Source organism: Amycolatopsis sp. NPDC023774 (assembly GCF_040639695.1).
Classification (GTDB): Bacteria; Actinomycetota; Actinomycetes; order Mycobacteriales; family Pseudonocardiaceae; genus Amycolatopsis.
Genome location: NZ_JBFAAJ010000001.1, coordinates 780,828 through 805,276 on the forward strand (window position 1 = coordinate 780,828; position 24,449 = coordinate 805,276).

Genomic DNA, 24,449 nt, shown 5'->3' on the forward strand with positions numbered 1-24,449 from the left:
GGCATTCCTCGACAAGGCGGCGCACGGTCTTTTTTCGAGGAGGCGCAAGGTGTTGCGTAAACTGGGTTTGGTTCTGGCCGCCGGACTGCTGGTTGCCGGCTGCGGCGCGGCACCCGCCCCGGCCGGAAGCGGCGGTGTGGTCCCGCCGGTCACCACGGCTTTGCTGCCGACCACGGCCACGTCGCCGGCGACGACATCCGCGACGCCGACGACCGAATCGTCCGCTTCGACCATTTCGACGCCTACCTATGTCGCATCAGAAACCACCACGTCCAAGGTAACGGCTCCGAAAACCACGGCCGCTGCGCCGAAAACCACGCCGGCCGCCTGCGGTGCGGACTACTACCGCAACTCCTCAGGCGCCTGCGTCCACCGCCCGTCGTCCAGCTCCGCCGGTGCGACCGCCAAGTGCAAGGACGGCAGCTACAGCTACAGCCAGCACCGCTCCGGCACCTGCTCCGGCCACGGCGGCGTGCTCACCTGGATCAACCGCCCCGCGAGCTGAGTTCCCGGCGCGACCGCGTCAATGGTGGTGCGTGCCCGTGGTGTGGTGGCTGGTCGAATGGGTGGTCGACGAATGCGACGAGCCACTGCTGTGGCCGCGGATCGCGACGAAGTAGACGATCGCGGCAATGACGATCAGCGCGATGAGGGCGGCGATGGCGATCTTCGCCTTGCTGTAGGGCCGTTCGCCCTGCACTTCGCCGGTGCGGCCGTTGACGAGGATCCGCCAGTTCTTGCCGGCGTAGACATAGGTGGCGACCCAGACCGGGAGCAGCATCAGTTTGAAGGTGACGTCCCGGTGCTGCGTGTTCATCGACTGCACGCGCTGTTCGTCGCCGCCGATGTCGTGGCGGCAATCGTCCTCGATGACCGGTGTCATGCGGCGCTTCGCTTCTTCGAAGCCGGCTTCGGCCTCGATGTCGTAGCGCAGCGCGAAGTGCCCGGCGAGGAACTGCGGCTGGTACGGCTCGGCCTGCTCCAACGGCCACGGCGCGAGCCGGTCGAGTTCCTTCGGCGGCAGCTGGGTGCTGCCCGGCACCAGCACGTCGTCGAAGAACCGGGCTACCCGGCCGCCCGCCGGATACCAGCGCGTGTGCCGCACCCGGCGGGTCTTTTGCTGCCCGTTGTCGTAGTAGGTCTCGGTGACCCAGTAGTGCTCGCCGCGCTGTCCGGAGTAGACGGTGTCCGTCTGCGAATCGTAGGTCCAGTGCGGGATGTAGGTGCTCTTGGTGGACTCGGCCGTGCCGACTTTCTTCAGCGCGTTCGGCGCGAACCAGCGCGAGTTCGTCCATTTCTTCAGGTGCGTGCTCACCGCGCCCTTGTCGAACTGGAACGGCAGCACACCTTCGGGTACGAGCTGCCCGGACGCGTGCGCGTCGATCACCAAGGGGGCACCGCAGAACTGGCACAGACTGGCTGTTTCGTTCGTCTCGGTGGTGGCGCCGCAGCGCTGGCACTTGAAGACGTACTGGCCGATCGTGGCAACTGGTTTACGGGCCAGATCGGTCAGGTCGGCGAACGAGATCTCGCGGATCTGCCGGTCGCCCGCCGTGATCTCCTGGCGGAACCCGCAATACGGGCACTGCATCGAGGTCGACCCCGGCGCGAACTCCAAGCGGGCGCCACAGCCGCCGCACGGGTAGGTGGTCGCGGCCGTGTTCGCCGGCGCGAACGCGGCTGGCGGACCGGACTGCGGGGGACCGCCGGGCACGGGTGCGCCCGGCATCGGGCCGCCGGGAATGGGTCCGCCCGGCATGGGTGGCCCCGGCATCGGCCCGCCGCGCATGGGTCCGCTCGGCATCGGGCCGCCGCCGGGCAACGTACCGCCAGGCATGGGTCCGCCGGGCACGGGTGCCCCCGGCATCGGCCCGCCGGGCATCGGCCCGCTCGGCATCGGGCCGTGGTGCGGGTAGTTCGGGTTGGTCATGGCGGCTCCCCTCCGCGGGACGAGTCGGGACGGCTCAGGACTGCGGCGGCAGCGGCGGCGGGGTCGCGCCGAACAGCGGCGAGACCTCCGGCACCTGTGAGGCCGGCGTCCATTGCGGCATTCCGGACTTCCACACGAGCGTCTCCCGGGTCAGCGTGCCCGACGAGACCTGCTGCCCGAGCTGGCTCCGGTCGAACGGGCCGAGCTGCTGACCGTTCGCCCCGACGAACCACTGCTCGGACTGCGGCAGCGGCGGCGGCATCTGCGGCGTCGGCGCGGATGACGGCTGCTGTTGGTACTGCGGCTGCTGCTGGTACTGCGGCTGTTGGTACTGCTGCGGCGCGCCCTGTGGCCCCGCGGCCCGCTGGCCGAGCGCCATGCCGAGGCCGATGCCCAGGCCTTCACCCGCGCCGCCCTGATTGTTCGCGGCCGCTTCGATCGCGTTGGCGGATTGGAACTTCGTGTACTGGTCGAGATCACCGACCACGCCCATCTGGGTCCGCTTGTCCATCGCGGCCTCGACCTCGGGCGGGACCGAGATGTTCTCGATGATGAACTTCGAGATCTCGATGCCGTTGGCGTGCAGTTCGAGGTTGAGCGCATTGGCGATCGCGCCGCCGATCCGGTCCTGCTGGGTGACCAGGTCGAGCATCGGCACCTTGGCCGCGGCGATGGCGGGGCCGAGCTTGCCGATGATCATCTGCCGGAGGTACTCGGAGACCTCCTCGGTGCGGAACTGCGGGTCGGTGCCCGCGAGCTCCTTGAGCAGCGCGACCGGCTCGACGACGCGCACCGCGTACCCGCCGAACGCCCGGAGCCGGACCATGCCGAACTCCGGGTCGCGCAGGATGATCGGGTTCTGCGTGCCCCACTTGAGGTCGGTGAACTGCCGGGTGTTGACGAAGTACACCTCGGCCTTGAACGGCGAGTTGAACCCGTACTTCCAGCCCTTGAGGGTGGACAGGATGGGCATGTTCTGCGTCTGCAGCGTGTGCAGGCCCGGCGCGTAGGCATCGGCGACCTGGCCCTCGTTGACGAAGACCGCGGCCTGCGATTCGCGGACGGTGAGCTTGGCGCCCATCTTGATCTCGTTGTCGTAGCGCGGGAAGCGCCACACGATCGTGTCACGACTGTCGTCGGTCCACTCGATGATGTCGATGAACTCGCCGCGGATCTTGTCGAAAATCCCCACGCACTGGCCCCCGTCGCCTCGGTCGGTTGCGGGCACTCCCCGGCCCGTCGACACCGTACCGCGCGCCCCGTTCGGACGTGGCCGGAACCACCGAAGGCACCGACCGTGACAGCGGCCGAGCGGCCGCCGCGGCCCAATGCGGCGTTGGTTGCGCTCAACGCACCGAACGCCACATTGGGGCGCTTCGGCGACCACCCCACCGACGGCCGACAACGTCCGGTAAGTCGCTTCGATCACGAAACTCCCGCAATGGTCCCGACAACCGGTACGGTGCGTTCCGGTATCACGTACGGATAAAACCGGGGGTCGGAAGTGGCTCAGGCAGGTGGGCGGGCGATCGTCGTGGTGCTCGCGTCGTGCGGGCTGGTCGCGTCGTTCATGCAGACGTTGGTCGTGCCGCTGATCCCGGCGTTTCCGAAGCTGCTCAACGCATCCGCGACCGACGCGTCGTGGGTCGTCACGGTGACGTTGCTGGCGGGGGCGATCATCACGCCCGTCGCGGGGCGGCTCGGGGACCTGTACGGCAAGCGACGCGTGCTGCTCGCGAGCCTGGCCGTGCTGGTCGCCGGCTCGACGATCTCGGCGCTGACGAGCTCGCTGGCGCTGATGGTCGTCGGCCGCGGGTTGCAGGGCTGCGCGATGGGCGTGATCCCGCTGGGGATCAGCATCATGCGCGACGAGCTGCCGGCCGAGCGCGTGAGCGGCGCGGTCGCGTTGATGAGTGCGACGCTGGGCGTCGGCGGTGCGATCGGCCTGCCGCTGGCGGCCGTTGTGGCGCAGAACGCCGATTGGCACGTGTTGTTCTGGAGTGCCGCCGCGCTCGGTGTGGTGTGTGCGGCGCTGATCCTGCGCTACGTCGGCGAATCGCCCGTGCGCACGCCCGCGCCGTTCGACTATCTCGGGGCGTTCGGCCTGGTCGTCGGCCTGACCTGCCTGCTGCTGCCGATCGTCAAGGGCGGCGAATGGGGCTGGGGGAGCGCCGGCACGCTCGCCACTGCGGCCGCGGCCGTCGTGGTGCTGCTCGCGTGGGGCTGGTACCAACTGCGCCGCCGTGACCCGCTCGTCGACTTGCGCGTGTCGGCGCGACGGCCGGTGCTGTTCACGAACCTGGCGTCGATCCTCGTCGGGTTTTCCATGTACGCCATGGCTTTGTCGTTCCCGCAGTTGCTGCAGGCACCGTCGGCGACCGGCTACGGACTCGGCCAGACCATGGTCCAGGCCGGCCTCTGCCTCGCGCCCAACGGCCTGGTCATGATGGCGCTGTCACCCGTCTCCGCGCGCCTGACCAACCGCTACGGTGCGCGCGTCACCTTGATGACCGGATCCGTCGTGATCGCCCTCGGTTACGTCTTCGCGATCCTGCTGATGGACAACGTCGTCGAGCTCATCACCGCGTCCGTGATCATCGGCGCGGGCGTCGGCATCGCCTACGCCGCGATGCCCGCGCTCATCATGGGTTCGGTGCCGGTGACGGAAACGGCTTCCGCCAACGGCCTCAACTCCCTCATGCGGTCGGTCGGCACCTCCACGTCCAGTGCGGTGATGGCCACCCTGCTCGCCAACCTGACCATCACCGTCGGAGCGCTGACAGTCCCTTCGCTCACGGGCTTCCGCACGACGTTCGCAGTGGCGGCCGTCGCCGCGGTGGTCGGGCTTGGCCTCACGGCCCTCGTGCCCCGCGTCCGCGCGAAGACGGCCGCTCCCGAACCGGCAGCTGTCTAGGAAGGTGGCCTAGAGCAGCGGCGCCACCGCGGCATCGATCAGGTGCGGCCCCGGCTCCGCGAGCGCGCGGCTGAACTGCTCGGCCAGCTCCTCCGCCGTGGTCGCGCGCGTGGCGGGCACGCCCATGCCCTCGGCCATCTTCGCGAAGTCCATATCGGGCCGGCTGAGGTCGAGCAGTTCCTTGGCCTTGGGCCCGTCCGACGCCGCGCCCACGCGCTGCAGCTCCATGCGCAGGATCGCGTACGCGTGGTTGTTGAGGATGACCGTGGTGACGTCGAGGTTCTCGCGCGCTTGCGTCCACAGCGCGGAGATCGTGTACATCGCGCTGCCGTCGGACTGGAGATTGATCACCGGACGTGCCGGCGCGGCGATCGCGGCGCCCGTGGCCACCGGCATGCCGTAACCGATCGCGCCGCCGGTCAGCGTCAGCACGTCGTGGCGCGGGGCGCCCGCCGTGGCGCCGGGCAGCAGCAGGCCGGACGTGTTGGCCTCGTCGGCGATGATCGCCTGCTCCGGCAGCAGCGCGCCGATCACCTCGACCCAGTTCTGCGCCGTCAGCGGTCCGCTCGGCAACGCCGGACGCGAAGCCTCCTGCAGCACCGGCTCGACGTCGGCGGCGACGAGCGCGGCGAGGTCGCGCAGCGCGGTCGCCACGTCCTGCCCGACCTCGGCCAGCACGTGGACCTTCGCGCCCTCGGGCACGAGGACGCTCGGCTTGCCGGGGTAGGCGAAGAACGACACCGGCGCCCGCGTACCGGCCACGATCAGGTGCTTCACGCCGTCGAGCTGGTACATCGCCTGCTCCGACAGGTACCCGAGCCGCTCGATGTTCGGCAGGCCCGCACCGCGTTCGAGGCGCGCGGGGAAGGTCTCGACCAGTGCCTTCGCGCCCGTAGCGGCGGCGATACGGCTGGTGGCCAGCAGCCCGGCCTCACGGCAGGCGGGACCACCGATGAGCAGCGCCACCGATTCACCGCTCCGCAGCACCTCGGCGATGTTCTTCACCGTCGTCGCGTCCACCGCCTGCGGCGCGCGCGGCGGGATCGGCGCGCACGTCTCGCCGCCTTCGCCCCACGACGCGTCGGCGGGCAGGATCAGCGTGGCCACCCGGCCGGGCGCGTCCTGCGAAGCCGCGACGGCCGCAGCCGCGTCGGCACCGACGTCCTTCGTGTGCGAAGCCCGGCGTACCCAGCCTTCGAGCGAACCCGCGAGCGCCTCGATGTCCGACTCGAGCGGCGCGTCGTACTGCTTGTGGTAGGTCGCGTGGTCACCGACGACGTTGACCACCGGCGTGTGCGCGCGGCGCGCGTTGTGCAGGTTCGCGAGCCCGTTGCCGAGCCCGGGGCCGAGGTGCAGCAGGGTCGCGGCGGGCTTCTCGGCGATGCGCGCGTAGCCGTCGGCCGCACCGGTCACCACGCCCTCGAACAGCCCGAGCACCCCGCGCATCTCCGGCACGGAGTCGAGCGCGGCGACGAAGTGCATCTCCGACGTGCCGGGGTTCGAGAAGCAGACCTCCACCCCCGCGTCGACGAGGGTGCGGATCAGGGACTGGGCGCCGTTCATGCTGCTCACTTTCTGGGTGGACGTCCGGGGAATTCAGCCGAAGAGGACACCGGGGTTGAGGATGCCGGCGGGGTCGAACCCCTGCTTGATCCGCCGCAGCAGCTCGAGCTTCGCCGGGTCTTCGAGTTCCTTGTGGTACTTGGTTTTCGTGCGGCCGAGGCCGTGCTCGCCGGAGATCGCGCCGCCGAGGTCCATGGCGCAGGTGAAGATGTCGGTGAGCAGTTTCGTGCGCACCTCGGGGTCCTTGCAGAAGATCGCGAGGTGGACGTTGCCGTCGCCGGCGTGGCCGCAGCCGATCGCGCCGGCGCCCGCGGTCTGCGCCAGCTCCCGTGCCTTGGTGAGGAAGGGCGACATCGACGAGCGCGGTACCACGACGTCGATCACGTCGTCGGCGCCCGCGGACTTGGCCGACCAGAACGCCTTTTCCCGCGCCTCGATGAGCTTGCGCGCGGAGCCGCCTTCGAGCACGTACACGTCGATCGCGCCGAGTTCGCCCAGCAGCTCGCCAAGCGTCTCGACGTCCTCGCCCAGCCGGCCGGTGTCGCGGTTTTCCAGCGCCACCACCAGATACGCCTGCACCTTGTCGCGGATCGCGTCGGGGACACCGAGCTCGAGCTTCTCGTTGTAGACGATCGCGGCCATCGTGAGGTTGTCGATGTACTCGAGGATGTGCGGCGCGAGCCCGCTCGTCACGATCTTCGGCACTGCGGCCATCACCTGATCGAAGTCGTCGAACGGCGCGAGCACCGTGGCGCCGTGGGGCAGCCGCGGGTGCAGCTTCACCGTGACCTCGGTGGCGAGCGCGAGCGTGCCCTCCGAGCCGACGATCAGCTGCGTGAGGTCGTAACCCGTGGAGATCTTCGACGTGCGCCCGCCCGTGCGGATGATCTCGCCGGTGGGCAGCACGGCCTGCAGGCCGAGGACGTTGCTGCGGGTCACGCCGTACTTGATCGCGCGCATCCCGCCCGCGTTGGTTCCGACGTTGCCGCCGACGCTCGCGCTCAGCTCCCCGGGGTACACGGGGTAAGTCAGGTTCGCCTCCGCCGTGCGCTGGTCCAGCTCCGCGAGCGTGACGCCCGGCTGCACCACGGCGACGTGGTTCTCGGTGTCGATTTCGAGGACGGAGTTCATCCGCTCGAACGACACGAGCAAACCGCCTTCGACGGGCCGTGCGGCCGCGGAGAGCCCGGTGCCTGAGCCCCGAGCGGTCACGGGCAGCCCGGCTTCCGTCGCGGCCTTCAGCAGTTCCGCGACTTCCTCGGCGCTCTGCGGCTTCGCGACGTACGCGGGCTTCTGCTGCTGCACGCTCAGCGCTTCGTCGTGGGCGTAGTCGTCGGAGATCGCCTCGCCGACCAGCAGGTTCTCCGCGCCGACGATGTCCGCCAGCCGTGCCGCGACGGTATCCATCAGCTGCCACTCCCTCACACGCCGGTGCCTGGTTACCGAAGCGTAGTACGTCGCGTGGAGGGCTCGCTATGAAACTTGTTCATGTTCACGGGAGGGGTGTTGCGAAGAGGCCGTTCGCGCCCGCGCGGCGACCAGTGGCCCGGTACCGTGTCCCATACACCTGGAAACGAAAAAACGACCATTTCGGCGACGCCCCGCGAGCCGCCGAAAAAGGCCGGAAAGAATACCGTGCCACGCCGTTGCGCACGGCTTGGCGGGTGATTCCGAAAGAGGTGACCGAGGGGACCGGCCCGCGCCAACAGGCCGGCCCCCGGTGAAACTTCGCCGCCAGATCAGACAAGCCAGCCGAGCACGTGCGCCAGGTGGGCGAGCAGACCCGTGATCAGGTCGTGGCCGTGGTGCGCGTGCTGGATGAACGTGTGCATTGAGGGGCTCCTTGTTCTGATTCGTGTTCAGTTGTGCTCTCGCGAGGAGCGAACAAAGATTTTCACCGCTCTGCCGTGGTGTCAAAAGCCATTCGCCGGCCGGGGTGGGCGTCACGAATCTTCCCACCATAAACGCGTAAGGCTTTCGTGTTCTGCGCCGGGGTGCCATTGTGGACGGACAGCCACCGTAGGTAGCTGAGAGTCCAGTTGATCACTCTCGGTAGCAGACTTCCGTTGCGACAACCGGGCGTCGTCGTTACCCGAACCGGTGACGGTACTGCCACGAATGGTGAGTCTCGGGGGTTCACACGCCCGGGTGATGATGGCGTGGTGTCAACGCCCGCGGCGGCCGCGTCAAAGCTTCGTCAACGGCCTGAGTTCCTTGTGCCCGCCCGCTTTAGCGTCGCGGACGACGGAGGTGTGCCGTGCCCGGACCGGTGCACGTGACCGGCTACCGCAAGGCTGTCGAGGTGATCGACGTGCTCACCGAGGGTGAGATGGGCTTCACCGAACTGCGCAGGCGCACCCGGCTGTCGCGTCACCGGCTCGCCCGGGTGCTGCGGGTGCTCGCCGCCGAGGGACTCGTCCGGGGGATCGGTTCGTGGGATGAGCGCCCGGCGCCGGACACGCGCTTCGCGCTCACCGGAGACGGCGGGTGCCTGGCCGACGAGCTCGCCGACCTCGACGCGTGGACGGCGCTGTACGAGAACTACGTCAACGGTGCCCGTTGAGCCGGGAGTGCTGGGGGACGACGAAGGCCTCCGCGCCCGTCCGGACACCGGACGCGGAGGCCTTCGCCGGGGGTCTTACTCGGCGCGGGCGTACGTGAGCGTCTCGCCTTCGACACCGCGCAGCCACAGGTCCTGCGCGGCCGCCGCCATCTCGGGCAGACCCTCTTCGATCGTGGCGAACACGTTTCCCGGCACCCAGCCGGCGTCACCGTTGATCAGGAGGTTGTTGCGCCCGTAGAAAATCGCGAGGTCCGTGGCGCCCTGGTCGCCGTGGGCCTCACTGTCGTCGTCGTAGCCGTAGGCGGGGTTGCCGATCTCCCACGCCTCGAACCCGAAGTACACGACGTCGCCCGGGATCGGCGTGATGGTCGGGTTTTCGCGGCCCGGCTTGGGGTTCGCGAAGGGCGGCACGAGCGTGTAGACCTCGTTGCGCGCGTACTTCGCGTGGTAGGCCGAGCCGCTCTGCGGCAGCGCGTCCCACACGGCCTGGCAGGTGCGCGGCGCTTCGGCGTCGAGCAGCCGCGCGCGGCAGGAAACGCCGCGCTTGTCGAGCGTGATCGTGATGTAGCGCGCCATTCCTCAGCTCCCCGCGGTGACGGAGGCGACCACGTCGCCCCAGATCTTCAGTGCGTCGTCGACCTGCTCGGCGTTCACGACGAGCGGCGGGACCATGCGCACCACGTTCGAGTAGGCGCCGCAGGTGAGCAGCAGCAGGCCGCTCTTCGACGCCAGCTGCTGGGCGGCCGCGGCCGTCGCGCCGTCCGGCTCGCCGTCGGCGGTGGTGAACTCGGTGCCCACGAGCAGGCCGAGGCCGCGGACGTCGCCGATGGCCGGCGTCTTGTCCGCGATCAGCCGTGCGCCTTCGAGCAGCTGGCGGCCGCGTTCGGCGGCGTTCTCCACCAGCTTCTCGTCGCGGATCACGTCGAGCGTCGCGATCGCCGCGGCGCACGACACCGCGTTGCCGCCGTACGTGCCGCCCTGCGAACCCGGGTACGCCTTGGCCATCAGCTCCTGCGAAGCGGCGATGCCCGACAGCGGGAAGCCGCTCGCGAGGCCCTTCGCGATGAGCACGACGTCGGGCGTGATGCCGAAGTGGTCGTGACCCCAGTACTTGCCGGTGCGGCCGAACCCGGCCTGTACCTCGTCGACCACGAGCACGATGCCGTGGCGGTCGGCGCGCTCGCGCAGGCCGGCCATGAACTCGCTGTTGGCCGGCACGTAGCCGCCCTCGCCGAGCACCGGCTCGACGAAGAACGCGGCGGTCTCGGTCGGCGCGGAGACGGTCTGGAACAGGTAGTCGAGCTCGCGCAGCGCGAACTTCGTGGCGGTCTGCTCGTCCCAGCCGTAGTGGAAGGCGTAGGGAAACGGCGCCACGTGCGCGCCGCCCATCAGCGGGCCGATGCCGGTGCTGAACCGGGTGCCGGACGTGGTCATGGTGGCCGCCGCGACCGTGCGGCCGTGGAAGCCGCCCTGGAACACGATCACGTTCGGGCGCTTGGTCGCCTGGCGCGCGAGGCGCAGCGCGGCTTCGACGGCTTCGCTGCCGGAGTTGGCGTAGAAGAGCGAGTCGAGACCCGTCGGCAGCACCTCGCCGAGGCGCTTCGTGAGCTCCAGCAACGGCTTGTGCATCACGGTCGTGTACTGCCCGTGGATGAGCTTGCCGATCTGGTCGCGCGCCGTCTCGACGACGCGCGGGTGGCAGTGGCCGGTACTGGTCACGCCGATCCCCGCGGTGAAGTCGAGGTGACGTTTCCCGTCGACGTCGTAGAGGTACACCCCTTCACCGTGGTCGACCACGACGGGAGTTGCCTGCTTGAGCAGCGGGGAAAGCTCGGCCATGCGGCGCTCCTGGTTCTTGGTGTGAGGTTGCTCCGGAAAGCACTGTGAGCGGTTGTCGATTGTTGACAATATCCATAGCATGGCTTCGGGACAACACGGAGGAGCAAGCTGGATGAGCGCGATCACTGAAGCCGGCGTCGTCGGCGCGGTCGGCAAGGAACTCTTCATCGGCGGCAAGTGGGTGCCCGCGAAGAGCGGGAAGACCTTCGAGGTGCAGGACCCGTCCACCGGCACCGCCCTGTGCGAGGTGGCCGACGCGGGCGCCGAGGACGGCATGGCGGCCCTCGACGCGGCCGTCGCGGCGCAGGCGGGCTGGGCGGCTGTCGCACCCCGTGAACGAGGCGAAATCCTTCGCCGGGCCTATGACAAGCTGATCGAGCGCCGCGACGAGCTGGCGCTGCTGATGACCCTCGAGATGGGCAAGCCGCTGGCCGAGGCCGCCGGCGAGATCACCTACGCTGCCGAGTTCTTCCGTTGGTTCGCCGAGGAGGCCGTGCGTATCGACGGCGGGTACGCGACGGCGCCCAACGGCGTCGGCCGCTTCCTGATCACCAAGCAGCCCGTGGGCCCGACGCTGCTGATCACACCGTGGAACTTCCCGATGGCGATGGGCACGCGCAAGATCGGCCCGGCCGTCGCCGCCGGCTGCACCATGGTGATCAAGCCGGCCGCGCAGACGCCGCTGTCGATGCTCGCGCTGGCGTCGATCCTCGCCGAGGCGGGGCTGCCCGAGGGGGTGCTGAACGTCGTCACGACCACCGACGCGGGTGGTGTGATGGAGCCGCTGATCCGCGACGGACGCGCGCGCAAGCTGTCGTTCACGGGGTCGACCGCGGTGGGGCGCAAGCTGCTGGAGCAGTGCGCGGAGAAGGTGCTGCGCACGTCGATGGAGCTGGGTGGCAACGCGCCGTTCCTGGTCTTCGACGACGCGGACCTCGACGCCGCCGTCGAAGGCGCGATGCAGGCGAAGATGCGCAACATCGGCGAAGCGTGCACGGCGGCCAACCGCTTCTACGTGCAGCGCGGCGTGGCCGACGAGTTCTCGCGCCGGCTGACCGAGCGCATGCAGGCGCTGGCGATGGGTCGTGGCACAGAGGAGGGCGTGGTTGTCGGCCCGCTGATCGACGAAGCCGCCGTGAACAAGGTGACCGCGCTGGTCAAGGACGCCACCGACCGCGGTGCGCGGGTGCTCACCGGCGGCGCGACCGTGGACGGGCCCGGCCACTTCTACCAGGCCACGGTGCTCACGGACGTGCCGGTCGACGCGCGGATGGCGTCGGAGGAGATCTTCGGGCCGGTCGCGCCGATCACCCCGTTCGACACCGAGGACGAGGCGGTCGCGAAGGCCAACGACACGGAGTACGGCCTGGTGTCGTACGTGTTCACCAACGACGTGAAGCGGGCACTTCGCGTGTCGGAGCGCCTCGAGGCCGGGATGATCGGGCTGAACCAGGGCATCGTGTCGAACCCGGCGGCGCCGTTCGGCGGCATCAAGCAGTCGGGGCTCGGGCGTGAGGGTGGCACGGTCGGCATCGAGGAGTTCCTCGAGACCAAGTACATCGCGGTGAGCCTGTGAGCGAGTACCGCATTGCGAGCATCCCGGGCGACGGGATCGGCGTCGACGTCACGGTCGAGGCGCGCAAGGTCCTGGACGCGGCCGCTGATCGGCATGGCTTTTCCTTGCGGTGGACCGAGTTCGACTGGAGCTGCGAGCGCTACACCCAGACCGGCTCGATGATGCCGGACGACGGCGTGGCGCAGTTGGCGGCGTTCGACGGCATCCTGCTGGGTGCCGTCGGGTTCCCCGGCGTGCCGGACCACATTTCGTTGTGGGGCTTGCTGATCCCGCTGCGGCGCGCGTTCCAGCAGTACGTGAACCTGCGGCCGGTGCGGCTGCTGCCGGGCACCACATCGGTGCTTTCGGGGCGGACGGCCGAAGAGCTGGAGATGGTGATCGTCCGCGAGAACTCCGAGGGTGAGTACTCGGCGATCGGCGGACGGCACAACTCCGGGCGGCCGGACGAGTTCGTGCTGCAGGAGTCCGTGTTCACGCGGGTCGGGGTGGAACGGATCATCCGGTACGCGTTCGAGCTGGCGCGTACGCGTTCTTCTCGCGTGACCTCGGCAACGAAGTCCAACGGGCTCATCCACTCGATGCCGTTCTGGGACGAGATCTTCGCCGAGGTCGCGGCGAAGTACCCGGACGTCGAAAGTGGACAGATGCACGTGGATGCGTTGGCAGCGCGCATGGTTCAGGCGCCGGACCGGCTCGACGTGGTCGTCGGGTCGAACCTTTTCGGCGACATCCTGAGCGACCTCGCGGCCGCCGTCACGGGCGGACTGGGCATGGCACCGTCCGGAAACATCAACCCATCGGGTGAGTTCCCGTCGATGTTCGAAGCGGTCCACGGGAGCGCTCCGGACATCGCCGGCCAGGGCATCGCCAACCCGGTGGCCCAGATCCTGGCGGGCGCGATGCTGCTCGAACACCTCGGTGAAACCGTTGCCGCGCAAGCGATCCGCACATCCGTCGACGAGGTGCTCACGGCCGGCGCCGAGCTCACCCCCGACCTCGGCGGCACCGCTACCACAACTCGCCTCGGCACGGCGGTGACCGAAGCGCTCCGCTGATTTTTCGTCGGTGCTCCCCGCTTCACTTCTCCTCGACCGACCGGCTCCCGCCGGACCGGTTTCGTCGAACGAGGGGGAGCACCGATGTGCGAGCAGTGCGAGAACGCCGGTAGACCCGGGGCGCGTTACCTGGCGGAGGTCCTGGAACGGATCCAGGAGTACGGCTGGTGCGTCCAGGGTGTGCTGGGCACGGGTCCCCGGCCGCCCTGGGCCTACACCGTCGGCCTGACGGCCCACGGTCTGCCGGAGCTCGTGGTCACCGGCCTGCCGCCACACGCGTCCATCCTGCTGCTGGGCGCCGCAGCCGAACGCTCCTTCGACTCCGGCCCACCCCGCCCCGGCGAGATCTTTTCCTTCCACGGCTTGCCTTCCGTCGAGGTCGTCGCCCTCACCGCACCGTCGGCGCACCTGTCGGTCGCGGTTTCCTTGTACGGCCACGACATCCGCGCCCTGCAACTCGTCCACGCCGACGAAGCCGGCCGCTTCCCGTGGTCCCCGTCCTACCGCGACGGCCTCGGCGGCCAGCCGGTGCTGGGGACGCGGTCCGATGACTGAGCGACTGTGGCGGGGTCTTCGGCCGGCGTTGCCACGCGATCGCGGCCTGCCGTTGTCCTGTGCGGCAAGCGAATCGTGGCGCGGCGACCGGTGCCGGCGCGTTGCTTTCACGGGCCCGCGTGTTGCCGTGACGGCCGCCCTGTCCGGCGTGTGCCGGCCGATGGTTCGGCGGGCGTGGCGCCGGCTTGCTCGCGGATTGCCAGGTGCGGATGTCCGCAGCTCACGGTTTCTCCGTGCGGTGGCAGGGGACCTCGGGCAGGGCGGCGCCCGCCCGCCCGCGAGCCGAGCGGCCGTCGCCGGCACGCGGGCTGCTGCGAAGGCGGTGCACGGTGCGGCCTGCGCAGGGCTGACGGCTTCGCGAGTGTGGCGCGGTCTTCGGCCGACGTTGTCACGCGGTCGCGGCGCGTGGTCACGCAGGAGCGGGCGCTTCGCCTTCCTTCAGGCTCGTCCCCGGCACCAGCCGGCCGATCGCGTCCTCCATGTGCGCGTCCAGCAGGTGCAGGGCCGCGTCCGCGTCGCCGGTGCGCAGGGCGTCGATGATGCGCGTGTGTTCGTCCACGCGGTCTTCCACGCCCTGGTAGGTGCTTTGCAGCAGCGTCAGGCACATGCGCGTCTCGATGAGGAGTGTGCGGGCCATGCGCACGAGGCGTTTGCTGCCGGAGGCGTTGATGAGGGCCTCGTGGAAGGCGAGGTCGGCGGTCGAGAGCGCGGTGGGGTCGTCGTCGTTCGCGGCGGTGGCCATGTCGGCCACGTACTGCTGCAGCGAGGCCGCGATGCGCTCGCGGTCGCCGCGCAGTGCGCACAGCAGGGCGGCGCGTTCGACGGCCGAGCGGGCGAGGTAGATGTCGTACACGTCGCTCGGCTCGAGGTCGATCACGAACAGGCCGCGGTGGCGCTCGCTGCGAAGCAACCCCTCGGAGACGAGGTGCTGCATCGCCTCGCGCAGCGGGCCGCGCGAGACCTGGAAGCGGGAGGCGAGGTCGGTCTCGCCGAGCTGGGTGCCGGGGGGCAGCGCGCCGGTCATGATCGCGTCGCGCAGCTGGCGCGCGATCACGGCGGCGGTCGACTCCCGGCTGACGGGTTCGATGTCGGGCAGGACAACCACGGCTCAGCCCCTCACCCGGAACAACGCGCCCAGCGAACGCACCAGGCGCGTGGTGCCGGTGAGCCGCAGGCCTTCCCAGATCGTCACCTGGTTCGCGGTGAGCACGGGCTTGCCCAGCGCGGTCTCGATGGTGTTGATCTCGCCGAGCGTGCGCATCGCGGTGTCCGGCACGAGCACGGCGTCGGCCTCGGGGTGGTTGTTCGCCACGGCCAGGCTAACCACGGCTTCGGGCTCCAGCCGGCCGACCTCGGCGGCGGTGTCGATGCCCGCGCTCGCCATCGTGAGCACCTCGACGCCGCCGGCGGCGAGGAAGTCCACGAACAGGCGCGCGACGTCGTCGGGGTAGCTCGCGGCGACCGCGACGCGCTTCACGCCGAGGGCCTGCGCCGCGTGCACGAAGGCGAAGGACGTGCTCGATGCCGGGACCCCGGCCACCGCGGAGAGGCGGTCGGCCTGGTCGCGCGCGCCGTCCCAGCCGTACACGAAGCTGCCGGACGTGCAGGCCCAGATCACGGCGTCGGGTTCGTGCTTGGCGAGCAGCGTGGCGCCGTCGGCGAGGCGGGCCTCGCTGCCGAGGTCGAGCAGCTCGGGCACGGCGTGCAGGTCGGTGCCGTAGATGTGCTCGACCGGCAGCCGGATGTCGCCTTCGTCGGCGTCCGATCCGCCGAGCAGCTGCTCGGCGAGCGGGTAGTCGTCCTCGGCCGCGTGGTCGGGGTAGATGAAGCCGATCGTGGTCACGAAACCTCCGGGATACGCAGATTGTCGACAATCTTAACCGTGTCGGTCAAACAGCGGATCAAGACACCTCCCGAAGCCACTTGCCCGGGCCAACGATCGGGAGATGCATGCGGCGAAGACAGGCCCACATGGTCAGCTGGTTGGCCGTCAGCACGGGTTTGCCCAGCGCCGTCTCGAGGGGCTCGATCAAGTCGAACGTGGGGAGGTTGGTGCAGCTGACGAAGATTGCTTCGGCGTCGCTGTGATCGGCGGCGAGAATGCGCTCGGCGATGGTGCGGTAACTGACCTTCCAGATACCGCCGCCCAGGCCCAGGTGATCGCTGGACACCGTGGTCACGCCGAGCTCGGCGGTGAAGTCGTGGAGCTTGCCGGTGAGGTCGGCGTCGTAGGGGGTGAGCACCGAGATCCGGTGCAGGTCGAGCTGCTGCAGCACCTCGGCCAGCGCCCCTGAGGTCGTCACGGCGTCGGGCGCGCCCGCGTCGCAGATCGCCTTGGTGAGGGAGCGCTCGTAGTCGATGCCGTTGACGAAGCTGCCCGACGTGCAGAGGTAGGCGACCACCTCGGGCTCGACGTGCAGCACGTCGCGCGTCGCGGTCGCGAGGTGGCGGCTGTCGCTCACGAGCTGTGCCATCTCCATGCTCACGGGCACGGGCTCGTACGGCGTGCGGGCGAGGTGGAGGGAGACCTCCATGGGCACCCATCGCCACAGTTCGCGTTCGAGGGCGAGGTCGAACGGCGCGATCACGCCGATGCCGCGCTGTGCGAGCGGGCCCTCGAACGCGAGGAAGTCCAGATCCAAGGCTCAGCCTCCGGAATACGCCTGTGCAGATGACACGTCCGGTGCTCCGGGGGTCGTTCCTCGGATTGTTGACAATCATACGAGCCACTTTTACGGTGTCAATGTGATCGCCTCGGAATTTCCCGTGCTGGCGGTGCTGTGCGGGTCGGCTCCACCACCGGACATGGCCGCTATCGAAGAAGCGGCTGTGGTTCGTTACACCGACGCGCGAGGACTACCCGAAGCGCTTACCGGAGCCCAGGGGCTGTTCGTCTACGATTTCCTCTCCACGGCCGTGCCCGGCGCGTGGCACGCCGCCGGTGACCTGCGCTGGCTGCACATCGCGAGCGCGGGCGTCGACCCGGTGCTGTTCCCGGGGCTGGTCGAGAGCGACGTCGTGCTCACGAACTCGCGGGGAGTCTTCGACGACGCCATCGCCGAGTACGTGCTGGGTGTGGTTCTGGCCTTCGCCAAGGACTTCGCGCGATCGCTCGACCTGCAGCGCGCGGGCACGTGGCAGCACCGCGAGACTGAACGCGTCGCAGGGCGCGAGGTGCTCGTGGTCGGCACCGGGCCCATCGGCCGCTCGATCGCGCGGCTGCTGCGCGCGGCCGGTCTGCGCGTGTCGGGGGCCGGGCGGCGTCCGCGCACGGGCGACCCCGACTTCGGCACGGTGCACGACTCCGCGCAGCTCACGCAACACTTGCCTGCCTTCGACTACGTCGTGGCCGTCGCACCGCTGACTGAGCAGACGAAGGGCATGTTCGACGCTGCGGCGTTCGCGGCGATGAAGCCGTCGGCGCGGTTCGTGAACGTCGGGCGCGGCGAGCTGGTGGTCACGTCGGACCTGGTGGCGGCGTTGCGCGGCGGGCAGATCGCGGGCGCGGCCCTCGACGTGTTCGACACCGAGCCGCTGCCGGGCGACAGTCCACTCTGGACAATGCCGGACGTGCTGCTGTCGCCGCACATGTCGGGGGACTTCCTCGGCTGGCGCACCACCCTGGTAGAGGTGTTCGCGGCGAACTTCCGCCGCTGGGTGGCCGGGGAGCCGTTGCACAACGTCGTGGACAAACGGCTCGGATACGTGCCGTCGGAATCTCAGGGAGCAACCGGATGAGCCACCGGGAACTGACCGCCAGCGAACTGGTCGCCGCCTACGCCACCGGCGAGGTTTCGCCGGTGGAGGCGACCGAGGACGCGCTGCAGGCCATCGAAGAACGCGACGGCGAGCTCAACGCGTACTGCCTCGTCGACGCCGACCGCGCGCTGGAACAGGCGAAGGCCGCCGAGATCCGCTGGCGTGACGGCAACCCGATCGGCTGGCTCGACGGCGTGCCCTCGTCGATCAAGGACATGTTCCTCACCGCCGGCTGGCCCACACGGCGCGGGTCCACGAGTATCCCGGCCGAGGGGCCGTGGGACGTCGACAGCCCCGTGATGGCGCGGATGCGCGAGGCCGGCCTCGTGGTACTGGGCAAGACGACCACACCCGAGATCGCGTGGAAGGGCGTGACCGACAGCGCGCTCGCCGGGATCACGCGCAACCCCGTCGACCCGTCGAAGACCGCGGGCGGCTCCAGCGGCGGCAGCGCGGCGGCCGTCGCGGCGGACATGGGCGCGATCTCCGTGGGCACCGACGGCGGTGGTTCGGTGCGGATCCCCGCGTCGTTCTGCGGAATCGTGGGGCTGAAGCCAACCCACGGCCGGATCCCGCTGTTCCCGGCGAGCCCGTTCGGCCCGCTGTCGCACGCCGGGCCGATGGCGCGCAGCGTCGACGACACCGCGCTGCTGCTCGACGTGATCGCCACCTCCGACCCGCGCGACCCGGCCGCGCTGGCGCCGCCCGTCGGCACCTACCGCGAGGCCGTGCGCCGCGACGTGCGCGGGCTGATCGCGGCGTTCTCGCCGACCCTTGGCTACGTGGACGTCGACCCGGAGGTGGCCTCGATCGTCGCGGCGGCCGTGAAGGCGCTCGACGATGCGGGGCTGCAGATCGAGGAGGCGGACCCCGGGTTCGAGGACCCCAAGCCGTCGTTCGACATTCTGTGGTCCACCGGCGCGGCGAAGATGCTGGACTCGTTCCCGCCGGGCAGCGAGGACCGCGTCGACGCGGGGCTGCGGCGCGTGTGGGAGCAGGGCAAGACCTACAGTGCGAGCGACTATCTCGACGCCACCGCGGCCCGCGCGGCGCTCGGCATCCTGATGGGCGAGTTTCACACCCGCTACGACGTGCTGATCACCCCGACCATCCCGATCCCGCCGTTCGAGGCAGGGCACGACGTGCCGCCGGGCAGCGGGCTGAGCGAGTGGCCGGAGTGGACGCCGTTCACCTACCCGTTCAACATGACGCAGCAGCCGGCGATCAGCGTCCCGGCCGGCCGGACGTCGGCCGGACTGCCGGTGGGGCTGCAGATCGTGGGCCCGCGACACTCCGACGACCTCGTGCTGGCCGTCGCGAAGCTGCTCGAAGAGGTGCGGCCCTGGGTGGTGCGCTGACCCGACGCACGTTGGGGTGAACTCCGGTCGCGAGCGCCGGAAACTGTGCCAGGGTCTGGCGCGTGCATTCCACGGGCTGGCGGTACGAGCAGGCGATCGCCACTGTCGACATGACCGGTCAACCCACCCGCGTGATCGTGGGCCTCATCGAACGCGACGACCGTCTGTCCGCCGCCCTCCGCATCGAAGGCGGCCCGACGGCGCTGGTGCCGCTCGAAACGGGCGGCGAGCTGCTCAAGGCGCTGCGCCAGACCCTCGAGAGCTGGTGGAAGCTCGACGGTCACCGCGACGTCGCGCCGGAGCCGCGTTCGCCTGGGCGCTGACTACCGGAACCGCTCACCACCGGGAACCGCCGGCCACCGGAAACGCCAGCCGCGCCAAGCGGTCCCGGCCGGCGGGCGTGATCCGCAGAGCCCGCCCGGCCGGGCGGCGGCGGACCCAGCCCCCGTCGAGGAGGCCGCTCAGCAGCGCGGCACCGAGCGCGCCGGCGAAATGGACCCGGCCCTGTGCCAGTCGAGGCAGGGCGGACGGGTGGAGCCGCGGTGAGTCCGGTGATCCCGAGCGCGGTGAGCAGCGGATGGTCGAAGGTGCGCACGGAGTCGGTGTCGCCGGGGCGGAGTGCGCCGACGACACCGTCTTCTTGAAGCCGTGCCGCGATCGTGACGCCGAGCCGGCCGCCGAGATGGCCGTAACAAACGCGGGCTTCGAGCAGTTCATTCGTCGGCAGGTCCGGCTGCAGGTTTGCGGGTAGCCGCGGAGGCGCGAGCGCGGCGAGGGCCTCCACGACGTGGGCGACCTCCGGCCCGGTGAGCCGGTGCAGCCGCCGCCGGCCGGACTCCGTCACCCGCACCAGGCCCGCGTCACACAGCCTGCGCAGGTGCGCGCTCGCGGTGGACGGGGCGATACCAGCGACCGTCGCGAGGGCCCGCGCGGTGTGGGCGTCGCCATCCATGAGCTGCAGCAGCATCGCCGCGCGCGCCGGTTCGCCGATCGCCTGCGCGACGGTCGCGATGTCCGGTCCGGCCGTCATCGGCGGAGATTAGCCTGCTGACAGTCCGCTGCGGAGCGAAGAGTCGTTGTGGCAGGCTGCGAGCCATGACCGAGTTCACGACGCCGATCGACGACCGCTGGTTCGAGGACTACCCGCAAGGCGCGGTGTACGAGTTCGGCGAAGCGGTGGTGACCGCCGACGAGATCGTCGAGTACGCTCGGCGCTTCGACCCGCAGAGCTTCCACACCGACCCGGCCGCGGCCGAGCACGGGCCCTTCGGCGGTCTCGTCGCGAGCGGCTGGCACACGGCGGGCGTGATGATGCGGATGTTCGTGGACCACTTCCTGTCCTCGGTGTCCAGCCTCGGCAGCCCCGGCATGGACGACGTGCGCTGGCCGCGTCCCGTCCGGCCCGGCGACAAGCTCCACGTGCGCGCCACCATCGAGGAAGCGCGGCTGTCGAAGTCCAAGCCGGACCGCGGCCTGCTCCGCACGCACATCGAGCTGTTCAACGCCGACGACGAGGTCGTGATGAGCGCGCACGCCATCAACTTCATGGCGGTACGCCCGAAATAGCCGTTTCACGAAAACTTCAGGTGGCCGGCAACGTGACTGGTCTGTGTCGCATCAACCCGCGCATCTGCCGGCTGGACAACGCGAGCAAGGTCGCCACCACGATCAGTACACCGCAGCCCAGCAGCACGGGCTCGCGGCCCAGATGTTCGACCAGCGGTCCTGCCGCGATCTGGCCGACGGGCATGGCCGCGAGGGACCCCAGCATGTCGTAGGAGTACACGCGGGCGAGGCGGTCCTCGGGGATGTTCTCCTGCAGGGACACGTCCCACACGACGCTGAACTGCTCCATCGCCAGTCCGGCCAGGACCATCGCCGCGAGTAGCGGGATCAGCGCCGGGCAGAGGCCCAGGCTGAGCACCGGCAGGGCCTCCGTCGTCACCAGCAGGACGCCGACGAACAGCGCACGCCGGGGTTGCCGGCGGGCGGCGATGAGGCCGCCGAGCATGGAACCGGCCGTCTGGACCGCGAGGGCGAGGCCCCAGCCCGTGCGGCCGAACCTCTCGTCGGCGACGACCGGGCCGACGACGGCGAGCGTGCCGAGGCCGGCGGCGTTGACGAAGGCGAACTGCACCACCACGATCCACACCCACGCGCGCGAGCGGAACTCGTGCCAGCCCGCCACGAGGTCGGCGATGGGGTGGCCCGCGGCGATGCGGGCGCGCCGCGCGGGAGACGGATGCCCCGGTAGGCGACGGCGGCGGCGAGGAACAGCAGGGCGTTCACCGCGACCGCCCAGCCCGAGCCGGCCACGGCGACCACGATCCCCGCGACGCCCGCGCCCGCGACGCGACCGGTGTTGGTGAGCAGGCGGATCAGGGCGTTGGCCTGGCTCAGCTGGGGCCGCGCAACGGTCTGGGGCGTGATCGCGGCCGCGGCAGGCAGCGAGATCGCCGCCACCGCGCCGTTCACCGCGCTCAGCCCCACGAGAAACGGGATCGACGCGAATCCACAAAGGACACTCACCGCGAGCACACCCTGCGCGACGCCGGCGGCCACTTCGGTGCCTTGCATGATCACGAGCGTGGCAGCCGGTCGGCCAGTACGCCGCCGAACAGCAGCAGCGCGATGTTCGCAACCGACCGCACACCCACCACGAGACCGAGGTCGACGGCCGAACCGGTGAGGTCGAGCACGGCGAACGCGAGCGCCACGGGAGCGATGGCGTTGGCGAAGGTGGCGAGGGTCCGTCCGGTGGCGAGCGCGCGGAAACTCCTGCCGCGCAACAGCTCGAGGAGGCTCATCGGCGCGTCACGCGAGCGAGTATCCGATCATCGGCACATCCGGCACAACTCGATATCCGCTGGCCGGGACGCACGCCACGGGTGTGGTGCGCGGCCGTGGCCCGTGTGTTCTCCTACGGGTCATGCGTACGACGATTCTGGGCAGGAGCGGCCTCGAAGTGTCGAGGATCGCTTTCGGCACGTGGCAGCTCGGCGGGCAGTGGGGTTCCTTCGACGAGGACACGGCGGTCGCAGCCATCCGGCACGCGCGCGAGCTGGGCGTGACCCTCTTCGACACCGCGCAGGCTTACGGCGCCGGCGCGGCCGAACAGCTCCTGGGCAAAGCGCTGCGCAGCGAACTCGAGAACGACCGCGACAGCGTCGTCATCGCGACCAAGGGCGGCACGAAACCGCGGGCCGAACGGGCCCGCGACTCCCGCCGCGAGTGGCTCACGCAGGGCCTGGACAACAGCCTGCGCCTGCTCGGCGTCGACCACCTCGACCTCTACCAGATCCACTGGCCCGACCCCGAGACGCCGGCGGCCGAGGTCGCGGCGACGCTGCAGGCGTTCGTCGACGCGGGCAAGGTCCGCCACGTCGGCGTCTCGAACTACAACGCCGCCGAGCTCGCCGCCTTCGACGAGACGCGCCCGGTGGAGACGCTGCAGCCGCCGTACCACCTGTTCCGCCGGGGCATCGAGACCGATCCGCTGCCGTATGCGCGTGAGCACGACATCGGGGTGCTCGCCTACAGCCCGCTCGGCAGCGGCCTGCTCACCGGCACCTTCACGGCCGACTCCGTCTTCGACGAGTCCGACTGGCGCTCGAAATCCTCGGCGTTCCGAGGCGAAAACCTGCGGCACAACCTGGAGATCGTCGACGAACTCGCCAAGTTCGCCGCCGAACGGGGCGCGTCGGTCAGCCAGCTCGCGATCGCCTGGACGCTCGCCCAGCCCGGCGTCCACGTCGCCATCGTCGGCGCCCGCAAGCCGCGCAACATCGAGGCCAGCACGGCCGCCGCCGACCTCGATCTGACGCCCGAAGACCTCGCCGAGATCGAGCGCATCACCGCCGGCGCCATCCAGGTCGGCGGCGCCAGTCCGGAGGGCATCGCCTGAGCCGGAGGGGCTATTTGACCCCCGTCGCCCCTTCCAGCTCCGCCAGCGCCGTGTCCAGGTGCGTGAGGATCCGCTGCAGGTGCGGCACGCTGCGCCGGCAACCGGTGATGCCGAAGTCGAGGTTGTCGCCGTTGCTGGTCAGCGTGATGTTCAGCGCCTGGCCGTCGAGCAGCACCGATGCGGGGTAGATGCCGTCGAGCGCGGCCCCGTTCCAGTACATCTGCTTGCGCGGGCCCGGGACGTTGGAGATCACCAGGTTGAACGGCGGTCGCGTGTTGTTCACGACGCCCGGGATCGGCGACGCGCCCAGCTGCGCCACGTTGACGCCCGAGAGCAGCAGCGTCTGCAACGGTGTGAGCTCGGAGAAGAGCTTCTTGCCGTTGGTCATCGACGTGTGGATCGCCGAAAGCCGCAGCGCCGGGTCGGACAGGTCGGTGCCGAGGTTGCACAGCAGCGCGCCGATGTTGTTGCCGCTGGCCTCGCCGGCGTCGGCCTTTCGGCGCAGTGACACGGGCACCATCGCGATCAGCGGCGCGTCCGGCAGGGCGCTCTGCTCGATGAGGTAGTCGCGCAGCGCGCCGGAGCACATGGCCAGCACCACGTCGTTGCGGGAGACGCCGGCGGCGGTCGCCACCGCGCGCACGCGGTCGAGCGACCACGACTGCGCGGCGAACCGGCGCGCGCCGCCGATGGGCACGTTCAGCATCGTCTTCGGCGCCTGCATCGGCAGCGTGAGCGTGTGCTCGCGGAACGCTTCGCGCGCCACCTTCGCCGCGGCCGGCGCGATGCCCGCGACCTGGTCGAACGTCTTGCCCGCGAGGCTGAACAGCGACGGTTGCGCGTGGCCGTTGCCGTTGCCGTTGCCGTTCGTCCCGTTGTTCCGGCTGCCCCACGGCGGCGGGCAGTCGAGGTCGTTCGGATCGTCGGACAGCGTGCCCTGCAGGTGGCGCAGCGCCGAGACCCCGTCCATCAGCGAGTGGTGGATCTTGGAGTACATCGCGAACCGGCCGTCCTGCAGGCCCTCGATGAGGTGGATCTCCCACAACGGCCGGTGCCGGTCGAGCAGGGTGCTGTGCCAGCGGGAGGTGGCCTCCAGCAGCTCACGGATGCGGCCCGGCTGCGGCAGCGCGGAGTGGCGGAAGTGGTAGTCGAGCTCGAGCTCCGCGTCCGCGGTCCAGCGCACGTAGCCGGCGGTGTTCACGGGCCGGCTGGGACGGCGCCGGAAGACGCTGCGCATGTTGTCCGTGGCGAGCATCTTCTGGCGAAGATCGCTGAGGTAGTTGCCGCCCGCGTTCTCCGGTTTGCGGAACAGCTGCAGGCCGCCGACGTGCATGGGGTGTTCGCGGGTCTCGACCATCAGGAACATCGAGTCGGTCACGGGCATCAACGGCATTTCCGACCACCTTCCGCCACGCCGGGGGCATCGGCGCTCC

24 protein-coding genes and 1 pseudogene are annotated in these 24,449 nt (G+C 70.1%); 11 read left to right on the forward strand and 14 right to left on the reverse strand.

Annotated features, from left to right (window positions below):
* Window positions 1-49: 49 nt before the first annotated feature.
* Window positions 50-505 carry a DUF3761 domain-containing protein gene (locus AB0F91_RS03890; protein WP_360594480.1) on the forward strand — a complete coding sequence of 152 codons (456 nt, stop codon included), beginning with the start codon at window positions 50-52 and terminating at the stop codon, window positions 503-505.
* An 18-nt stretch (window positions 506-523) separates the two neighbouring features.
* Here AB0F91_RS03890 and AB0F91_RS03895 read toward each other — a convergent pair whose 3' ends face one another.
* Both AB0F91_RS03895 and AB0F91_RS03900 read right to left on the reverse strand, forming a co-directional pair.
* A complete protein-coding gene (locus AB0F91_RS03895) occupies window positions 524-1,930 on the reverse strand; it encodes a hypothetical protein (RefSeq protein ID WP_360594481.1) in 1,407 nt (468 codons plus the stop codon).
* 34 nt (window positions 1,931-1,964) lie between these two features.
* On the reverse strand, window positions 1,965-3,122 hold the full coding sequence (locus tag AB0F91_RS03900; protein WP_360594483.1) for an SPFH domain-containing protein: 1,158 nt from the start codon (window positions 3,120-3,122) through the stop codon (window positions 1,965-1,967).
* Window positions 3,123-3,434: 312 nt separating this feature from the next.
* Between AB0F91_RS03900 and AB0F91_RS03905 the strand changes: the two genes are divergently transcribed.
* Window positions 3,435-4,844, forward strand: coding sequence for an MFS transporter (locus tag AB0F91_RS03905; RefSeq protein WP_360594484.1), 1,410 nt, complete (start codon window positions 3,435-3,437; stop codon window positions 4,842-4,844).
* Window positions 4,845-4,853: 9 nt separating this feature from the next.
* Here the strand turns inward: AB0F91_RS03905 and AB0F91_RS03910 are convergent, their stop codons facing one another.
* On the reverse strand, window positions 4,854-6,407 hold the full coding sequence (locus AB0F91_RS03910) for an acetolactate synthase large subunit (protein WP_360594486.1): 1,554 nt from the start codon (window positions 6,405-6,407) through the stop codon (window positions 4,854-4,856).
* A gap of 33 nt (window positions 6,408-6,440) precedes the next feature.
* On the reverse strand, window positions 6,441-7,814 hold the full coding sequence (locus AB0F91_RS03915) for an FAD-binding oxidoreductase (RefSeq protein WP_360594488.1): 1,374 nt from the start codon (window positions 7,812-7,814) through the stop codon (window positions 6,441-6,443).
* A gap of 850 nt (window positions 7,815-8,664) precedes the next feature.
* Here AB0F91_RS03915 and AB0F91_RS03920 point away from each other — a divergent pair.
* Complete coding sequence (locus tag AB0F91_RS03920) at window positions 8,665-8,970, forward strand: winged helix-turn-helix transcriptional regulator (protein WP_360594490.1); 306 nt, start codon at window positions 8,665-8,667, stop codon at window positions 8,968-8,970.
* A 75-nt stretch (window positions 8,971-9,045) separates the two neighbouring features.
* Here AB0F91_RS03920 and AB0F91_RS03925 read toward each other — a convergent pair whose 3' ends face one another.
* On the reverse strand, window positions 9,046-9,546 hold the full coding sequence (locus AB0F91_RS03925) for a DUF3830 family protein (RefSeq protein ID WP_360594492.1): 501 nt from the start codon (window positions 9,544-9,546) through the stop codon (window positions 9,046-9,048).
* Between the two features lie 3 nt (window positions 9,547-9,549).
* Window positions 9,550-10,809, reverse strand: coding sequence for an aminotransferase class III-fold pyridoxal phosphate-dependent enzyme (locus tag AB0F91_RS03930; RefSeq protein WP_360594493.1), 1,260 nt, complete (start codon window positions 10,807-10,809; stop codon window positions 9,550-9,552).
* Between the two features lie 112 nt (window positions 10,810-10,921).
* Here AB0F91_RS03930 and AB0F91_RS03935 point away from each other — a divergent pair, with 112 nt between their 5' ends.
* From AB0F91_RS03935 to AB0F91_RS03945, 3 genes are all read left to right on the forward strand, one after another.
* Window positions 10,922-12,385, forward strand: a complete 1,464-nt coding sequence (locus AB0F91_RS03935; RefSeq protein WP_360594495.1) for an NAD-dependent succinate-semialdehyde dehydrogenase — start codon at window positions 10,922-10,924, stop codon at window positions 12,383-12,385.
* Window positions 12,382-13,440, forward strand: coding sequence for a tartrate dehydrogenase (locus AB0F91_RS03940; protein WP_360594496.1), 1,059 nt, complete (start codon window positions 12,382-12,384; stop codon window positions 13,438-13,440). The genes AB0F91_RS03935 and AB0F91_RS03940 overlap by 4 nt, the downstream gene beginning before the upstream one ends.
* Window positions 13,441-13,524: 84 nt before the next feature.
* A complete protein-coding gene (locus AB0F91_RS03945; protein WP_360594497.1) occupies window positions 13,525-13,995 on the forward strand; it encodes a DUF4262 domain-containing protein in 471 nt (156 codons plus the stop codon).
* A 409-nt stretch (window positions 13,996-14,404) separates the two neighbouring features.
* Here the strand turns inward: AB0F91_RS03945 and AB0F91_RS03950 are convergent, their stop codons facing one another.
* Genes AB0F91_RS03950 through AB0F91_RS03960 form a run of 3 tightly spaced genes read right to left on the reverse strand, consistent with a single transcriptional unit; the run spans window position 14,405 to window position 16,637 of the window.
* Window positions 14,405-15,100, reverse strand: a complete 696-nt coding sequence (locus AB0F91_RS03950; RefSeq protein WP_360594499.1) for a GntR family transcriptional regulator — start codon at window positions 15,098-15,100, stop codon at window positions 14,405-14,407.
* A 3-nt stretch (window positions 15,101-15,103) separates the two neighbouring features.
* A complete protein-coding gene (locus tag AB0F91_RS03955; RefSeq protein ID WP_360594501.1) occupies window positions 15,104-15,838 on the reverse strand; it encodes a maleate cis-trans isomerase in 735 nt (244 codons plus the stop codon).
* Window positions 15,839-15,896: 58 nt separating this feature from the next.
* Entirely contained in the window at window positions 15,897-16,637 is a 741-nt protein-coding gene (locus AB0F91_RS03960; RefSeq protein ID WP_360594503.1) for an Asp/Glu/hydantoin racemase, read from the reverse strand.
* 103 nt (window positions 16,638-16,740) lie between these two features.
* On the opposite strand from AB0F91_RS03960, the gene AB0F91_RS03965 reads away from it, so the two are divergent.
* The 3 genes from AB0F91_RS03965 (at window position 16,741) to AB0F91_RS03975 (ending at window position 19,435) form a co-directional block, all read left to right on the forward strand.
* Complete coding sequence (locus AB0F91_RS03965) at window positions 16,741-17,733, forward strand: D-2-hydroxyacid dehydrogenase (RefSeq protein WP_360594505.1); 993 nt, start codon at window positions 16,741-16,743, stop codon at window positions 17,731-17,733.
* The gene (locus tag AB0F91_RS03970; RefSeq protein ID WP_360594506.1) at window positions 17,730-19,112 is read left to right on the forward strand and encodes an amidase; all 1,383 of its coding nucleotides are present in this window, start codon (window positions 17,730-17,732) and stop codon (window positions 19,110-19,112) included. Before AB0F91_RS03965 ends, AB0F91_RS03970 begins: the two co-directional genes overlap by 4 nt.
* 62 nt (window positions 19,113-19,174) lie before the next feature.
* On the forward strand, window positions 19,175-19,435 hold the full coding sequence (locus AB0F91_RS03975; protein ID WP_360594508.1) for a hypothetical protein: 261 nt from the start codon (window positions 19,175-19,177) through the stop codon (window positions 19,433-19,435).
* Here AB0F91_RS03975 and AB0F91_RS03980 read toward each other — a convergent pair.
* A complete protein-coding gene (locus AB0F91_RS03980; RefSeq protein ID WP_360594510.1) occupies window positions 19,393-20,142 on the reverse strand; it encodes a helix-turn-helix transcriptional regulator in 750 nt (249 codons plus the stop codon). The genes AB0F91_RS03975 and AB0F91_RS03980 overlap by 43 nt on opposite strands.
* 65 nt (window positions 20,143-20,207) lie before the next feature.
* On the opposite strand from AB0F91_RS03980, the gene AB0F91_RS03985 reads away from it, so the two are divergent.
* On the forward strand, window positions 20,208-20,678 hold the full coding sequence (locus tag AB0F91_RS03985) for a MaoC family dehydratase (RefSeq protein ID WP_360594512.1): 471 nt from the start codon (window positions 20,208-20,210) through the stop codon (window positions 20,676-20,678).
* A gap of 16 nt (window positions 20,679-20,694) precedes the next feature.
* On the opposite strand, the gene AB0F91_RS03990 is transcribed toward AB0F91_RS03985, so the two are convergent.
* The 3 genes and pseudogenes from AB0F91_RS03990 to AB0F91_RS04000 all read right to left on the reverse strand — a co-directional run bounded on the left by AB0F91_RS03990 (window position 20,695) and on the right by AB0F91_RS04000 (window position 21,919).
* Entirely contained in the window at window positions 20,695-21,300 is a 606-nt protein-coding gene (locus tag AB0F91_RS03990) for a hypothetical protein (RefSeq protein WP_360595186.1), read from the reverse strand.
* Between the two features lie 32 nt (window positions 21,301-21,332).
* Window positions 21,333-21,689, reverse strand: a pseudogene (locus AB0F91_RS03995) (MFS transporter); the annotation flags it as partial.
* A gap of 2 nt (window positions 21,690-21,691) precedes the next feature.
* Window positions 21,692-21,919 (reverse strand): hypothetical protein, encoded by a 228-nt coding sequence (locus tag AB0F91_RS04000; protein ID WP_360594514.1) that lies wholly within the window; start codon window positions 21,917-21,919, stop codon window positions 21,692-21,694.
* Between the two features lie 158 nt (window positions 21,920-22,077).
* Here AB0F91_RS04000 and AB0F91_RS04005 point away from each other — a divergent pair, with 158 nt between their 5' ends.
* Window positions 22,078-23,016, forward strand: a complete 939-nt coding sequence (locus AB0F91_RS04005) for an aldo/keto reductase (RefSeq protein ID WP_360594516.1) — start codon at window positions 22,078-22,080, stop codon at window positions 23,014-23,016.
* Between the two features lie 10 nt (window positions 23,017-23,026).
* Here the strand turns inward: AB0F91_RS04005 and AB0F91_RS04010 are convergent, their stop codons facing one another.
* A complete protein-coding gene (locus AB0F91_RS04010; RefSeq protein ID WP_360594517.1) occupies window positions 23,027-24,409 on the reverse strand; it encodes a wax ester/triacylglycerol synthase family O-acyltransferase in 1,383 nt (460 codons plus the stop codon).
* Window positions 24,410-24,449 lie beyond the last annotated feature (40 nt).

What these genes read in the sequence shown, in the direction of transcription:
- AB0F91_RS03895 (WP_360594481.1), bottom strand. Translation starts at nt 1,930, where the DNA reads ATGACCAACCCGAACTACCCGCACCACGGCCCGATGCCGAGCGGGCCG.
- AB0F91_RS03930 (WP_360594493.1), bottom strand. Translation starts at nt 10,809, where the DNA reads ATGGCCGAGCTTTCCCCGCTGCTCAAGCAGGCAACTCCCGTCGTGGTC.
- AB0F91_RS03970 (WP_360594506.1), top strand. Translation starts at nt 17,730, where the DNA reads ATGAGCCACCGGGAACTGACCGCCAGCGAACTGGTCGCCGCCTACGCC.
- AB0F91_RS04000 (WP_360594514.1), bottom strand. Translation starts at nt 21,919, where the DNA reads ATGAGCCTCCTCGAGCTGTTGCGCGGCAGGAGTTTCCGCGCGCTCGCC.
- AB0F91_RS03910 (WP_360594486.1), bottom strand. Translation starts at nt 6,407, where the DNA reads ATGAACGGCGCCCAGTCCCTGATCCGCACCCTCGTCGACGCGGGGGTG.
- AB0F91_RS03915 (WP_360594488.1), bottom strand. Translation starts at nt 7,814, where the DNA reads ATGGATACCGTCGCGGCACGGCTGGCGGACATCGTCGGCGCGGAGAAC.
- AB0F91_RS03980 (WP_360594510.1), bottom strand. Translation starts at nt 20,142, where the DNA reads ATGACGGCCGGACCGGACATCGCGACCGTCGCGCAGGCGATCGGCGAA.
- AB0F91_RS04010 (WP_360594517.1), bottom strand. Translation starts at nt 24,409, where the DNA reads ATGCCGTTGATGCCCGTGACCGACTCGATGTTCCTGATGGTCGAGACC.
- AB0F91_RS03925 (WP_360594492.1), bottom strand. Translation starts at nt 9,546, where the DNA reads ATGGCGCGCTACATCACGATCACGCTCGACAAGCGCGGCGTTTCCTGC.
- AB0F91_RS03945 (WP_360594497.1), top strand. Translation starts at nt 13,525, where the DNA reads ATGTGCGAGCAGTGCGAGAACGCCGGTAGACCCGGGGCGCGTTACCTG.
- AB0F91_RS03985 (WP_360594512.1), top strand. Translation starts at nt 20,208, where the DNA reads ATGACCGAGTTCACGACGCCGATCGACGACCGCTGGTTCGAGGACTAC.
- AB0F91_RS03935 (WP_360594495.1), top strand. Translation starts at nt 10,922, where the DNA reads ATGAGCGCGATCACTGAAGCCGGCGTCGTCGGCGCGGTCGGCAAGGAA.